Annotated in this window: 12 protein-coding genes; all 12 read left to right on the top strand. The window is 43.6% G+C overall.

Annotation, left to right across the window (positions count from 1 at the left end; genetic code table 11):
- Positions 1-25: 25 nt before the first annotated feature.
- The 12 genes from ASD40_RS22800 to ASD40_RS22745 all read left to right on the top strand — a co-directional run bounded on the left by ASD40_RS22800 (position 26) and on the right by ASD40_RS22745 (position 15,423).
- Positions 26-1,024, top strand: coding sequence for a LacI family DNA-binding transcriptional regulator (locus tag ASD40_RS22800; RefSeq protein ID WP_057305454.1), 999 nt, complete (start codon positions 26-28; stop codon positions 1,022-1,024).
- Positions 1,017-1,958, top strand: a complete 942-nt coding sequence (rbsK, locus tag ASD40_RS22795; RefSeq protein ID WP_414858768.1) for a ribokinase — start codon at positions 1,017-1,019, stop codon at positions 1,956-1,958. Before ASD40_RS22800 ends, rbsK begins: the two co-directional genes overlap by 8 nt.
- Positions 1,955-2,350, top strand: a complete 396-nt coding sequence (gene rbsD, locus ASD40_RS22790; protein WP_056839153.1) for a D-ribose pyranase — start codon at positions 1,955-1,957, stop codon at positions 2,348-2,350. The genes rbsK and rbsD overlap by 4 nt, the downstream gene beginning before the upstream one ends.
- A gap of 14 nt (positions 2,351-2,364) precedes the next feature.
- A complete protein-coding gene (locus tag ASD40_RS22785) occupies positions 2,365-3,873 on the top strand; it encodes a sugar ABC transporter ATP-binding protein (protein ID WP_057305453.1) in 1,509 nt (502 codons plus the stop codon).
- Between the two features lie 34 nt (positions 3,874-3,907).
- Positions 3,908-4,819 carry an ABC transporter permease subunit gene (locus tag ASD40_RS22780; RefSeq protein ID WP_321166602.1) on the top strand — a complete coding sequence of 304 codons (912 nt, stop codon included), beginning with the start codon at positions 3,908-3,910 and terminating at the stop codon, positions 4,817-4,819.
- Between the two features lie 23 nt (positions 4,820-4,842).
- A complete protein-coding gene (gene rbsB / locus ASD40_RS22775; protein ID WP_057305451.1) occupies positions 4,843-5,796 on the top strand; it encodes a ribose ABC transporter substrate-binding protein RbsB in 954 nt (317 codons plus the stop codon).
- Positions 5,797-5,916: 120 nt separating this feature from the next.
- Positions 5,917-7,674, top strand: a complete 1,758-nt coding sequence (locus tag ASD40_RS22770; protein ID WP_057305450.1) for a methyl-accepting chemotaxis protein — start codon at positions 5,917-5,919, stop codon at positions 7,672-7,674.
- Between the two features lie 235 nt (positions 7,675-7,909).
- Positions 7,910-8,839, top strand: a complete 930-nt coding sequence (locus ASD40_RS22765; protein ID WP_057305449.1) for an EamA family transporter — start codon at positions 7,910-7,912, stop codon at positions 8,837-8,839.
- A 568-nt stretch (positions 8,840-9,407) separates the two neighbouring features.
- The gene (locus ASD40_RS22760) at positions 9,408-11,723 is read left to right on the top strand and encodes an AraC family transcriptional regulator (RefSeq protein WP_057305448.1); all 2,316 of its coding nucleotides are present in this window, start codon (positions 9,408-9,410) and stop codon (positions 11,721-11,723) included.
- Between the two features lie 209 nt (positions 11,724-11,932).
- Positions 11,933-12,919, top strand: coding sequence for an ABC transporter permease (locus ASD40_RS22755; protein ID WP_057305447.1), 987 nt, complete (start codon positions 11,933-11,935; stop codon positions 12,917-12,919).
- A gap of 1 nt (position 12,920) precedes the next feature.
- The gene (locus tag ASD40_RS22750; RefSeq protein ID WP_057305446.1) at positions 12,921-13,799 is read left to right on the top strand and encodes a carbohydrate ABC transporter permease; all 879 of its coding nucleotides are present in this window, start codon (positions 12,921-12,923) and stop codon (positions 13,797-13,799) included.
- 88 nt (positions 13,800-13,887) lie between these two features.
- Positions 13,888-15,423 (top strand): extracellular solute-binding protein, encoded by a 1,536-nt coding sequence (locus tag ASD40_RS22745; protein ID WP_057305445.1) that lies wholly within the window; start codon positions 13,888-13,890, stop codon positions 15,421-15,423.
- The last annotated feature ends 17 nt before the right edge of the window (positions 15,424-15,440 follow it).

The following is a 15,440-nucleotide window of genomic DNA, read 5'->3' as shown; positions in this document are numbered from 1 at the left end:
AAATGAAGTTGGAAGTGAAACTAGGATGGCAACCATTCGTGATGTAGCCAAGTTAGCCGGAGTCTCTGTTGCCACTATTTCTCGGTACTTAAACAAAAGTGGATATGTCAACGCAGATACGGAACTGAATATAAAACATGCGATTGAAAAACTGAATTATTTACCGAGTGTGGTAGCAAGGGGACTTGCTGGAAAAAGCACAAAAACATTTGCGCTAATTTTACCCGACATTTCAAACCCCTTTTTTCCAGAGCTAGCCCGGGCGGTTGAAGATGTTGCTTCTACGTATGGATTTACCGTCATATTATGCAACTCTGATGGCCAAATTGGTAAAGAAAAAAATTATATTGATATATTAAAGAGCAAAAACATCGATGGCATTATTTTTGCATCCAATACATTGGGACAAGAAGATGTAGACAAATTGGCTTCCTTTAACATCCCGTTTGTTTGTTTAGACCGAGCGCCTACCGATAAATCCTGCAGCGTTGTTCGTTCGAACAATCGTGAGGGAGGCAGATTAGCAGTAAAACATCTTCTTGAGTCAGGAAGCAAGAAAATCGGGCATATTTATGGTCCTCAGGATCTGATCCCTGCCAAAGAGAGATTAATTGGATATGAGGAATCCGTAAGAGGTTTTGATTGGTTCAGCCCAAGCTTAATGGTTCAAGGGGATTTTGGGATAAGCGGTGGTATAAAAGCCACAGAGGAACTTATCCGGCGTCATCCTGATATTGATGCTATTTTTGCAGGAAATGATTTAATGGCTGTCGGAGCCTTGAAAGCGCTGCATAGAATGGGCATTCAAGTACCTGGACAAGTTGTAGTTTGTGGATTTGATGGAATAAATATGACGGAAATAACAGAACCTGAACTAACAACGATTGCGCAACCCATTTATGATATGGGTGCTTTAGTATCGAGGATTTTGATTAAGAAGATCGAAGGCACCATCGAAGCGGATCAAATTTATGAACTGGATGTTACGTTAATCCCAAGAGAATCTACGAAGAGGAGTGGGTAAATTGAAGGTACCACATATCGTTGTGATCGGAAGTTTAAACATGGATATCGTTATTGAAGCAGATAGACACCCACAACTGGGAGAAACGATACTTGGATCTAACGCCCGGTTCATACCAGGTGGCAAAGGTGCAAATCAAGCGGTAGCGGCTGCAAGGCTCGGAGCCAAAACAACCATGATTGGAGCGGTCGGCACAGACAGTTTTGGTCAAGAGCTCCTGAAAGCATTAGATGATAATAAGATCAGTAGAAACTCGGTTAAACTCGTGGATGGCACTGCAACGGGGATAGCTTCCATCTTTATTTCAAATGGGGATAACAGCATCGTGGTTGTTCCAGGTGCTAATTATCAATTGCTGCCAGACGATATCGATAGATATGAGGCAATCATCCAAAATGCGGACATCCTTCTTCTTCAGCTGGAAATTCCTTTAGCTACGGTTATTCATGCTGCGAAGAAGGCAAAGTCATTCGGGAAGACTGTCGTTTTGAATCCGGCTCCCGCTCAGTTTTTGCCCGATGAGTTATTGAGGAATGTAGATTACATCACTCCCAACCGGTCAGAATTGAGTTTGCTTACTGGGATTCAGGCAGAGGGTGATGAATTGGAAACTGCGATGACAAGCATAATACAACGGGGAGCTAACAACGTTATCACGACGTTGGGTGCTGATGGATCCGCTTTTTTAGAAAAAGGGAAGCTGCAAAAAGTACCCGGTTATAAGGTTTCTGTTGTTGATACGACAGGTGCTGGAGATTCATTCAATGCCGGATTAGCTGTTTCGCTTGCCAAGCACAACAGCTTGGAACAATCTGTATCATTTGCAGCAAAGGTTTCCGCACTAGCTGTTACTAAGTTTGGTGCTCAAGCTGGAATGCCAAGCATAGAGGATGTGGAACTATTTGCGAAAAATTCCAAGGGAGAACCTACATGAAAAAGATTGGAATTTTAAATAGTGAAATTTCCAAGGTGATCAGTGAACTTGGGCATACCGACACGATTGTCATTTGTGATAGCGGGTTGCCTATTCCTGCTCACGTAAAGCGAATTGATCTGGCTTTGAAACAAGGTGTTCCTTCTTTTATGGATTGTTTGGAAACCGTACTTCTAGAAATGCAAGTTGAGCAGGCTTTCATTGCAAGTGAAATGGATCAGGTAACTCCAAAGCTAAAGAAGCAAATGGAAACTTCCTTAAACGGGGTAACTGTGCACGAGGTGAGTCATGAAGAACTGAAGACAATGACTCATCAGGCTAAGGCAATCATACGAACAGGTGAGTTTACTCCATATGCCAATGTCATTCTTCAGGCTGGAGTTATCTTCTGAAAGGAGGAATTGGAATGACGTCCAAATTGTTAGAAATGAAGGGAATCAGTAAAAGTTTCCCTGGAGTTAAGGTGCTAGAGCAGGTTGATTTTACCCTGCATCGCGGAGAAGTTCATGCGTTGATGGGGGAAAATGGGGCTGGTAAATCTACGCTAATGAAAATATTAGGTGGAATTTATACAAAGGATAGTGGGTCCATTACTGTTAATGGAAACGTTTACGATATTGCATCACCTTCCATGGCACAAAACTTAGGCATCGTTATTATTCATCAGGAGCTAAATATGGTTCCCCATTTAACGGTTATGGAAAATATTTTTCTTGGCCGAGAATTCACTTATGGGAAGTCGAAGCTAATTAACTGGAGACGGATGAGACAAGAGTCTCATCGTTATTTATCGCAATTGGGTTTGAATATTGATCCGGGTACGTTAGTTAATGAGCTTTCTGTAGGTCAACAGCAAATGGTCGAAATTGCGAAAGCGTTATCTATGAAAGCAGAAATTCTTGTTTTGGATGAACCGACGGCGGCCCTCACGGACCGTGAAATTGAGGCATTGTTCCTGGTCATCGCTTCCCTTAAGGAAAAGGGTGTTGGCATGATTTATATTTCCCATCGGATGGAAGAAATTTTTAGGATTTGCGATCAAGTTACGGTGATGCGCGATGGACATTATATTGGAACCGAATACATTGCCAATACGACAATGGATCATCTCGTCAAAATGATGGTCGGCAGGGAAATTAAAGACCGTTTTCCTAAAGTGAAAGTCACCCTAGGTGAAGAAAAACTAACGGTCAATGGTTTGACTCAAAAAGGGAAGCTCCATGACATTTCGTTAACTGTAAGAGCTGGAGAGATCGTTGGCATCGCTGGACTTATGGGCGCTGGAAGAACAGAACTGGCGAAAGCATTGTTCGGAGTGACACCTATTGATCGTGGAACGATTTCTATTAACGGAAAACCAGTCTCCATTCATAAACCAATTGATGCCATTCACGCGGGTATTGGCTTAATCACGGAAGATCGGAAAGATGAGGGACTGCTCCTTCCCCTTTCGGTCAACGACAACCTAGCCCTTCCGAATTTAAAGATATTGTCATCATTTGGATTCATGAATCGTTCAAAGGAACGGGAACTATCGGATTCCATGATAAAAAAACTACTGATTAAAACACCAAACAGTGAGCAGAAGGTCGGCTCTCTAAGCGGAGGTAATCAGCAAAAAGTGGTCATCGGGAAATGGTTGGCCACGAACCCGCAAGTATTGATATTGGATGAACCTACACGCGGAGTTGATATCGGTGCGAAGAAAGAAATCTATGATCTAATGAATGAATTAGTTTCACAAGGTGTAGCCATTCTTATGATCTCTTCCGAGCTTCCGGAAGTTTTAGGAATGAGTGACCGTATACTCGTTATGCACGAGGGGAAAATAAGCGGTGAATTTACACAAGAAGATGCAAGTCAGGAAAAAATTATGTTAAGTGCAACAGGGGGAGGGAACCGACATGCAGGTTGACGGTAAAGCTTTAAGCAGACCCAAAATCGGTAAGATGCAGAGTTTGGGGTCTTTATTGGGATTGGTTCTAATTGTAGTCATTTTGTCGGTAGTGAACGGTGACTTTTTAACCGTTGGTAATATTTTTAACGTTCTTCGTCAAATTTCAATTAATGCTCTTATTGCCTTCGGTATGACATTCGTCATTCTGACTGGGGGAATCGACCTTTCTGTAGGATCCATACTGGCTTTATCAAGTGCTTTTACGGCTGGTTTAATGGCAAGCGGGATGAATACGTGGCTAGCTGTAGGAATCGGTTTAGTTGGCGGTTTGGTCATGGGGGCGATCAACGGTTTATTAATCACGAAAGGCAAGGTAGCTCCATTTATTGCGACACTGGCAACGATGACCGTATTCCGCGGACTTACCTTAGTTTATACACAGGGAAGGCCAATTACAGGCTTCAAAGAGGATTTCGCGTTGTTAGGGAAGGGGTATTTTCTGCAAATTCCAATGCCGATTATATGGATGGTTATTGCATTTGCAGTTTTATATATCATTTTAAAGCATACAACTTTTGGTCGACGTGTCTACGCACTCGGCAGCAACGAGGAGGCGACTTGGCTTTCAGGTATTAACACATCGAAAGTAAAAATCTTGGTTTACTCGATTAGCGGTTTATTTGCAGCAATTAGCGGTATCATTCTAACTTCCAGACTTAACTCCGCTCAGCCGACAGCTGGAGGAGCGTTTGAACTGGATGCGATTGCAGCCGTAGTTCTCGGTGGGACCAGTTTATCAGGGGGAAGAGGCTGGATTGTCGGTACATTAATCGGAGCCATGATCATTGGTGTATTGGACAACGGTCTTAACCTATTAAATGTTTCGTCTTTTTATCAGCAGGTGGTTAAAGGGGTAGTTATCTTAATTGCTGTATTGTTAGACCGATCGAAAGCTCGAAAATAAAACACATCAAAGGGGAGTTTACCATGAAAAAAATGAATCTCGTATTATCCGCCGTAGTAGCTGTGTTCCTGATACTCGCTGGTTGTTCGACTCAATCTAAGGTTGAGGGAGGAGCTACGACTGCACCATCAGCTACCGCGGATAGCAAAGCAGCTGCTGGCAAAATGACAATTGGGCTTTCCGTTTCCACTTTAAATAATCCATTCTTCGTCACCTTGAAAGACGGTGCGGATAAAGCGGCAAAAGAAGCTGGTGCTACTTTGGTCGTTGTAGATGCTCAAAACGATACAGCGAAACAAATTAGCGGTATTGAAGATTTAATTCAGAAAAAGGTAAGCGTAATTCTTATCAATCCGACAGATAGCGATGCTATTGTTACTGCAGTTCAATCTGCCAATAAAGCCAACATTCCTGTAATTACAGTTGACCGTGCAGCCAATGGCGGAACAGTCGTTACTCACATCGCTTCAGATAATGTAAAAGGCGGTAAAATGGCAGGCGACTTTATTTTGAAAACCCTTGGTGATAAAGGTAATCTTGTAGAACTTCAAGGGATCGCAGGAACTTCTGCAGCACGTGATCGCGGAAAAGGCTTCCATGATGCTGTTGACGGAAAAGCTGGCGTAAAAGTGATTGCTTCTCAACCTGCTGATTTCGACCGAGCAAAAGGGCTTTCCGTTATGGAAAATATTTTGCAAGGAAATAAAGATATTCAGGCGGTATTTGCTCATAATGATGAAATGGCATTAGGTGCCCTTCAAGCGATTCAATCCTCTGGTAAAAATATTGCTGTAGTTGGTTTCGATGCTACAGATGACGCGGTTAAAGCTGTAAATGACGGGAAACTTGCCGCAACAGTTGCTCAAAAACCGGCATCCATCGGAGACACGGCTGTAAAAACAGCGTTGAAAGTGCTTAAAGGGGAAAAAGTTGAAAAATTTATTCCTGTAGATTTGGAATTGATTACGAAAAAATAAGAATACGTATATGTTTATCATATTAGCAAAATGAGCGATGAACCCTTCCACTGAAGGAAATAAAGGTGGTGGGGTTCATCTTCTGTTTAAAAGGTGAATTCAACATTGGAGGTTGGCACTGTGAATCAACGATTTAAAATAATAAAACTAACTGTCGGTAAGAAGTTATATGCCGGCTTTATCGTAATTTTGTTATTGATGTGTATGCTTGGTTTGACAACAATGAATCAATTGAAATCTGTGAACGTTAAAACTAAAAACATTACTGCAGATCGGTTGCCTGGCATTGAATTGATTAATGAGATTAACTATTTAACGGAGCAAGTGCGTTCCCTGGAACTTCGAACTTTAATTGAACCCAATCAATCTTTAATTGGAGAACTTAACGCCCAAACGCAAATAGCCATGGAGAAGATCGAAAATGACTTTCAGACATATGCAAAGACGATTGCTACTGATGAAGAGCAAGTAAATTTCAATTCGTTAAAAGAAGAGTGGGACAAATATAAATCTTTACATAACCAATTTATTGAGTTATCCAAAAAAATTAATCTCATTTATAAGGGTTCAGGAGATAAAGGAGATCAGCTTTTACAATTCTTAAGGGATTCACAAAAAGTATTTGATAATATGCAAATCAATGTGAACTTTTTAGTTAAAATCAATCATGATGGTTCAATAAAGGCGGGAGAAGAGTCTCAACAGGTCTATCATTCAGGTATTATAACTTCTCTAGTTTTCATTATCATTTCGCTCATTATTTCCATGATTCTTGCCTATTTTATTACCCGAAATATTTCTAATCCAGTACGTTTGGTATCTCGTGTGCTAGAGCAGGTGGCATCAGGTGACCTTAGAATCAAAGCAATGAAAGTGAAAAACCGCGATGAAATTGGTAATTTGGTAAATTCACTAAATCAAATGGTTGGAAATTTACAAAGTATTGTAATTAGGATTCAACAAGCTTCCATAACAGTAGCTTCTTCGTCAGAGGATTTGTCGGGGAGTTCGGAAGAAACATCCCTTTCTACGGAGCAGATTACAACAGCCATGCAAGAAGTGGCCGCAGGGGCGGAGAATCAAATGTTGGGATTCACTGAAACAAGTAAGGCCATGGAAGAGATGTCAAAAGGCATTCAGAATATAGCTGAAGCTTCAAGCAATGCGTCAGATCTTGCAATTGAAACGACAAAAGGAGCTATTCAAGGTAATGAAATGATACATTTAGCTATCCATCGGATGAATGCTGTAAACGATATTGTACAAAAGAGTGCTGCTGAGCTTATACAATTAAATGATCGTTCTATAGAAATCGGCGGCATAGTAAATATGATTACCGAGATCGCATCTCAAACACATTTGCTTGCTTTGAATGCTTCGATAGAGGCAGCTCGTGCGGGGGAACTAGGGAGAGGCTTTTCAGTCGTTGCTGCAGAAGTTAAAAAGTTAGCAGAGGAGTCTGAACGGTCAGCTCAGCAAATTCAGGAATTAATTCGGAGTATTCAAACGGATACAAGTCGCGCAGTCTTGTCCATGAATGAAGGAGTAAGTGAAATTCATGACGGGATGAAATCTGTCAGCTTAGCGGGAGCCGCTTTTGAAGAAATCGTGGGTGCATCCGACAGCTTATCTATCCAGATTCAAGAGATTGCATCATCATCCGAACAAATGTCCGCGAGTAGTGAACAAGTGACTGCTTCCGTATTGGAAATGACTTATATCTCCAAAAAGTCTTATAGCCATACCCAAAATGTTGCAGAAACTTCCATTGGACAATTAGCTTCTATGCAAGAAATCACAGCTTCTTCGAATTCCTTAACTGTAGTCGCACAAGAATTACAACAAGTAATTAGTATGTTCAAAATCGATAAAGAATAAAAGACTGTATTCAAATACGAGTTGAAGAGCAGGCCGCTCTCATTTTTAAAAATTTGTCCGAAATAATGCGCCGTTAAATGGAGTGGCCATTAATCACCCTTGGAACACTTTCTCAGTAAAGTAGTTTAAATGGAAGTGACTCGATTTCGTCATAAGATTTATATATAATGGCATAATAACGAAACGTGGCGGACTGGGCACACAGTCCGTTTTTTTCTTTTCGCAGGGAGGCATCATGAAATACATTTTATTTGTTTTAGCTGGGGCATGCAGCTTCGGTTTATTATCTACTTTTGTAAAGAAAGCTTATGAGTCTGGTTTCAATGTCGGCGATGTCGTCGGCAGCCAAAACCTACTCGGTGTGATTATGCTGTGGCTGTTGGTATTCGTGACTGCGAAATCGGCCAAGCAGTCTACAGCGTCGCATTCATTTAAAGTAACAAAGCGGCAAGCACTCTCGCTCATGGCTGTTGGAACGACGACAGGCTTAACGGGAATGCTATATTATGCGGCTCTGCAGTATATTTCGGCTTCGTTCGCGATTATCTTGTTGTTTCAATTTACGTGGATGGGCATCTTGCTGGAGGCAATCGTCGAACGCAAACGTCCTGGTAAAGATAAGATTTTATCGCTAGTCATCTTGTTTGTTGGGATAATTATGGCAAGCGGTTATTTGGGCGGAGACCAGGAAGCTGTTTCTTGGATAGGTGTTACCCTTGGCTTATTGGCTGCAGTAACTTATGCACTCTTCATCTGGTTTAGCGGAAAAACAGCCAAACAAGTCGCTCCGATCACACGAAGCGCGATTATGCTGACGGGTTCGTTTATTCTCGTCATGTTGGTGTTTCCACCGCATTTTCTTGTAAATGGCTCTTTGCATGAGGCGCTTTTGCCTTGGGCGCTGCTCCTAGCTCTCTTCGGTGTTGTCATTCCGCCGTTGTTCTACGCCATTGGCGTACCGCGTGTTGGCGGCGGGCTAGCTACAATCTTGAGTGCGGCTGAACTGCCAACGGCCGTCATTATGTCATACGTCGTGCTGAATGAGTCCGTCAACTGGCTGCAATGGCTTGGCGTGGGGATCACGATGTTCGGCATTGCCCTTCCTGAGCTTATGAAGCGCAAGAAGAGTCAAGCCGTTACTGTCGGCGCGAATGTAAGTGCGTGATCATGGGTCTTTTCTCAAAAGGTGGATGCGAAATCGTAAAGATTTCGTGTTCGCCTTTTTCAGTTGGTAAGGAAGTATAAGTTGAGTAGATGGGCTACAGTGGTTACCAATGTTGCATTTTTTGCAGCAATTTACACGCCCTAAGGCTATTTTGCAACTTGAAGTTGCAGTCTGTACAACATTTCGAGCCCATTTGTTGCGAAATCGCCTGTTTAGGACAAAATTGTTGTACGTTATACAACAACGAACGAATAGAGGATAGATTAAGGCAGGAATTGTTGCATTTTCTACAACATCATTCAACCACGAATATAGATTCATTCATCCAGCAACCTCAATTGAGCATATATAACGAATGATCCCCGTAAGACACCTCCTCCATGTAGAGCAAGGTTGGATGAATAAATCGACCGTCTCCAAAGTGCAACTTCTCAAGCATTAGCACCCGGATATTTCATGCTCGACCGACGAGGCAGATGTTTGCCACGCATCAAAATGGGTCTTTCCGGTTGATTTTATTCCATCAACCGATTACAATGCTCATGAATCTGTTGATGAGGTGTTCGCTATGCGTAGATGGTTTAAGGAAAGTTGGAAGCGCTTATTTCAGCGTAAAACGATTTTTCGCAATATGGTTACCTTGTCTTTATTTGTAGCTGTCATTCCAGTAATAGCCGTGGGATTTGGAAGCTATTGGTTTTCTGCTTCGGTTGTGCAAAGAGAAGTTAACCAATCGAATGTCCGCATCTTGAATAACGTGTCCTCCAGCATCGATTCGACTTTGGATCGCATTCAAAACAATGCCATTCAAATGCTGCTGGGCACTTTTTTTAGCTCGAATTTAACTGAGCTGAAAAGCACGAACTATACCGGCTTTTATTCTGGCATTTCACGAGAGTTATCTGCGTTGCAAAATGGCAACAAAGAAGTAAGCGATGTCGCAATTTATGTACCGGACGAAGGTTATTTAATTTCGCCAATCTATGGTGGCCGCAGAATTACTGAAGACAAAGAACGCCAGGCTTTGCAGAAGGAACTTGCATCCGAAGACCAGATCAGTTGGGTCACGGGACCGCTTCCATATTTACCCGGTTATCATCTGAACGGCGTAACACTGATATCTAAGGTGCCGCTTTTAGCCAAAAATCCGACTGGACTTTTGTTTATACGTATCGATGAGACGCTCTTTCAAAACATTATGAGCCGATTCATCAGTTATAGCGGCGAGCTCATGTTCATCTTGAACGCAAATGGCAACCTCGTGACGTCAAGCGGCGGGAATAGCGTTCCAGAAGGCTTAGTCGAGCTTATTGCTCAAAAGCGAACTGAGCAGCGCTTTACTTTCACTTTTCAAGATACGGATTACATGGTGACGCCAATTACTTCCTCCTATAACAAATGGCAGTATATTAACATGGTGCCGGTCAATGAATTGAACGCCAAATCGAAAGGCATTGCCATGATTACGCTGACGATCATTGCAGTTTGTCTTGTACTAGGCATATTAATTGCTTTATGGGGCACACGGCGTGTCTATCGACCGATCGAGAACCTCGTGGCCCATTTGAAAGGCGGACAAGCACTCGACTCGGAAACGGATGAAGTTGGCTTCGTACGCAAACGATGGGGTGAGCTGAGCAGCACGGCCAATCAACTGCAGCAGCAGCTGAGCGATCAATTACCGTTAGTTCGAGAAATCTTTGCACTGCAGCTGTTGCAGGGGCGGTTTCTCCACTACTCTGGGGATCAGTTAGAGGGCATGTTACGCAGATACGACGTACCTTCAGGACGGGAAAATAGTGTCTTCGTCATCACTTGCGACCCGCCGCAGGAAAGCGGTTCGCGTTTTCAAGAAAATGATAGCGACTTGATCATCTTTGCCTTGAAAAATATTGTTGGTGAACTGCTGCAATCGCAAGAGATGGAGGGTATCATCATCAATCTTCTGAATGATCAGGTCGCTGTTTGGTTGTTCCGCGACCCCGAGGAAACGGATGATGGGCAGACTGAGGTTAAATTGTTTGCGGAACGCCTGCGAATGCTTGTGTCCGATTATCTACGTCTTCCAGTGACGATCGGTTTGAGTGGACAGAGCGAACGGATTACAGATCTTCCCGAACTTTATGAAGAGGCGGTTTTGTCCGTTCGCTCTCGTATTATCGTTGGCGGTAATCAGGTGATTACGTACACGGGCGGTGGCGGCACATCGGAACTTCATTACCGCTATCCACTCGAGATCGAAACCCACTTCGAACATTCCCTGCACCTGGGCGATCAGGATGAAGCAGAGCGGATGCTGGCCGAATTCGCCAAGTCGATGAGTGACAACGTCCAAAAGCCAGAACTGATTCAAATGTCGTATTATCGGCTGTTAACCGCTGCAATTCGTACTGCATACTTGTTGGGTCTAGATTCGGCGCAATTGTTCGGAGAAGCGGAATCCGAAGATCCTTACGGACAAATCCACAAAATAAGCACAATTCGTGAATTGAACGAATGGTTCAAGCTGCAAATGGTCGATCCGATTGTTGCTTATGTTCATGGCAAGCAGCACCAAGAACATGAACAATTAATCCAAAAGGTCGTTCGCTACATTGAGGACAACTACCACTTTGATCTATCGCTTGACCAATGCGCGCAAATTTGCGGTTTGAGTTCCCACTATTTAAGCAAACTGTTTAAAAAGACGATGGATGTTTCATTTATCGAATATTTGACGAAGATCAGGATTGAACAGTCCATCGAGCTGCTGCGAACGACGGATTTGTCGGTTTCCGACATTGCCGAAAGAGTCGGCTACCAGACGAAAAACTTTATTCGCGTATTCAAAAAGCACATCGGCGTTACGCCGGGTCAATACCGGGGAGCCGATAATGATAATTAGCATGCACATATTTTGTTCCGCAGGCTTGTTCTAAAGCAAGAAAAGCGTATAAAACTTCGGAGGAACCCCATTACTGCGGGGTTTCTCTTTTTTTGCCTCAGACGGTTTAGACTACAAGAATTGGTCATTGTACGGAAAGCTGTGATCATTGTACGATCTGTTCATGCAAAGCAGCGAGATGCTAATGACATGAACGAGAGGTGAAGAAGTTGTCGCAAAGTCGATTGGAACCGCTCCAGGCAGCGGCACCAGCTGGAGTGGAGAAAGCAATTCGAGTAAAAGGCTCGTGGGTGCAGGATTGGGCCGTCGCGATAAAACGTGACAAATATCTATATGCAATGGCAGCGCCTGGATTATTATTTTTCCTGCTATTTAAATATTTCCCATTGTGGGGACTTCTGCTTGCCTTTCAAAACTATTCTCCTTATTTAGGTTTTTGGGACAGCGAGTGGGTGGGCCTGAAATACTTCAACGAGTTTTTCACCAATCCCGATTTTATGCAATTGTTCCGAAATACGATGGCGATCAGCCTGTTGAACATCTTTTTTTTCTTCCCAATTCCGATCGTAGTGGCGCTGCTGCTGAATGAAGTGCGTAAGCTTGCTTTCAAAAAAATTGTGCAAACGGTCATTTACTTGCCGCACTTTCTTTCCTGGGTCATTATAGTTGGGATTTGCTTTCTGATTTTCGGTCAAGGCAGCGGAGTCATTAACCAACTGATCGCCGAGTCCGGGGGACAAAAGATCGAGTTCATGACGGAACCGAACTTGTTCTGGGGTATGCTGACAGCTCAAAGCATCTGGAAAGAAGCGGGTTGGGGGACAATTATTTTCCTTGCCGCCCTTGCTGGCATTAACTCAGAGCTATATGAAGCTGCGCAAATCGACGGCGCTAGTCGCTGGCAGCAAGCGAGGAATGTGACGCTTCCCGGTATTAAAAGCACGATTATCGTTCTGCTTATCCTGCGCTTGGGCCAAGTTATGGACGTAGGCTTTGAACAAATTTACTTGATGATGAGTGGACCAGTCGCGCATCTCGCCGATGTTTTTGATACATATGCCTATCGCGTCGGTATTCAGCAAGGAAGATTCGGTTATGCAACGGTTGCCGGACTTTTCAAATCGGTGGTAGGACTAATCCTTGTTGTAATGTCCAACCGTTTAGCCAAAAAATTCGGAGAGGAGGGACTCTACTAACATGAATAGAAGCTTTGGCGTGAAATTCTTTACTGCGATCAACTACGCTGTGCTAACGATATTTGCGCTTGTGACTTTGCTCCCATTTCTGTATGTCATACTTGTATCTTTTACCGACCCGACAGAGTATATGAGCAAGTCAATCGTATTAATTCCACAAACATGGAGTCTCTCGGCTTACGAATTTATTTTTTCTACAAACGCGTTCGTGAAAGCTATGGGAGTCAGTGGATTTTTGGCGGTCTTCGGTACTGTCTTGAGCCTAATCGTTACGAGCGCACTCGCTTATGTCCTATCGCGTAAAAGGTTGAAAGGAAAGAAATTTTTCTTGGTCGCGATTTTGCTGACCATGCTTTTTAATCCGGGTATGATTCCAAACTATTTACTAGTGGATAGTCTTGGCTTGATGGATACGGTTTGGGCGCTCATACTGCCCGCATTGACTAGCGCGTGGTATGTCTTTCTAATGAAAAACTTTTATCAGGAAATACCGGATGAATTGGAGGAAGCGGCCAAAATCGACGGTTGCTCGGATATTGGCGTCTTTATCCGCATCATGCTGCCTGTATCCGTTTCAGCGCTTGCGGCATTCGGCTTGTTTTATGCGGTAGCTTACTGGAATACGTACTTCAGTGGAGTTCTCTACATTAACACAGACACGCTCAGACCGCTGCAGGTTCTGCTGCAAATGATGCTGGTTTCTGCTTCGCAAATGGCGGACCCGTCCATTGCTGCAATGCTGGAGAGTGAGCAGACGGTGCCTCCGCAGGTGATCAAAATGGCCGCAGTCGTTATTTCTTCGCTTCCGATCGTCATTGTCTATCCGTTTCTGCAAAAATATTTTGTCAAAGGCATGATGGTCGGCTCCGTGAAAGGATAAAGGTTTATAGCTCTGAAAGGGGTGATGCTGGCTTAAACGCACAGCAGAAGAGGTAAGTATAAAGATATTATTCCTGGGAGGTCCTCACATGAAACCAATGGTTAAAAAATTGGCTGTTGTTATGACAGCGGCTGCTCTTACTGCATCCTTGGCGGCTTGCGGCAGCGCATCAAATGAAGGTCAAAAGGCAGGCAGCACAGCAAGCAGCAAGCCTGCAAAACCGACGGATATTTCAATTACGACGCTGGCCTTCGCCGCAGCTCCAACGGGCGAACTGGAAGCGGTTAAAAAGCTGAATGAGAAATTAAATGTCAACCTGAAGCTGAGTTGGATTCCATCCGCTCAAATATCGGAAAAATTAAATGCACTGCTCGCCTCCAGAGATTTGCCGGATGTGCTCTTCATCGAGGACTTCAATTCAACGCCTGCATTCTTGAATGCGATCGATCAAGGCGCTTTTTGGGAATTAACGGATTATGTTAAAAATTACCCGAACTTGGCGAAATATCCGGAGAATGTTTACAAGAACGCATCGCTCAAAGGAAAGCTCTACTCGCTGCCTCGCGTTAGACCGCTGGACGGTCATGAATCGCTGCTCATCCGCAAAGATTGGCTAGATAAGCTCGGCTTGCAGCCGCCGAAAACAATGGATGAGCTTTACAACGTGCTTGAAGCATTCGCGAAGAAAGATCCGGACGGCAATGGCACTGCCGACACGTACGGCGCTGTATTTCCTGGATCTCCTGGACCGTCTAGTTATTTGTTGTCGCTATTCGGTACAGGAACAAAGTGGAAGGAAGAAAATGGCGGCCTGACGCCATATTGGTGGACGCCGCAAGCGAAAGAGGCACTAATCAATTGGAACAAAGTTTACAAATCAGGCGGTATCTTGCCAGACTTCCCTGTGCTCAAGACCGCGCAAATCAAAGACATGCTCGTGCAAGGGAAGGCTGGTCTTGCCATCGCTAACGTTGTTGATGCCTACAAATACAATGTTGAACTGCAAAAAACGAATCCTAAGGCAAATCTGGTTGCTTTTGAGCTTCCGAAAGCGGCGGACGGCAAAGCCTATTACGAGCAAGCGAGCGGTTTTTACGGTCAATTTCTGATCAATAAGAAATCCGTAGACGAGGCGAAGCTGAAAAAAATTCTTGAAGTTTACGATTACACGGCTTCTTTAGAAGGTTACAACCTAGCAGTGTACGGTATTCAAGACGTTGATTACAAATTAAAGCCTGACGGTTTTGTCGAGCAAACGGAAGAAGGCAAGAAAAAAGGATATTCGGGCGATACGACCGGTCAATGGGTGACGGGTACTTTTGATAAATACCTTAGAGCGAAAGTATCGGGCATCCCGAGCGACGTATTTGAGGCAAATAAAAAGTTGATTGACTCGATCAGCTCCATCCCGGATCCGACTTATGGCTTAATGAATTCGGCCCCATTTAAAGAAAAGGGTGCGGACTGGAACAAGAAGCTTAACGACATGCTCACTAACGTGATCATCGGCAAGAATTCAATAGAAGATTGGGATAAATTTGTCAAAACGTACAAAGACGACCCAAGCTTCCAGCAGCACGTAAAAGAAACGAGTGACTTCTTTAAAGAAAAGAACAAGAAATAATGCAGCATCGTGGACCC

Origin of the sequence: Paenibacillus sp. Root444D2, from assembly GCF_001426375.1 — a bacterium.
Taxonomy (GTDB): Bacteria; Bacillota; Bacilli; order Paenibacillales; family NBRC-103111; genus Paenibacillus_E.
The sequence above is the reverse complement of the archived record's forward strand: the minus strand, read 5'-3'. Positions and strand labels throughout refer to the sequence as shown.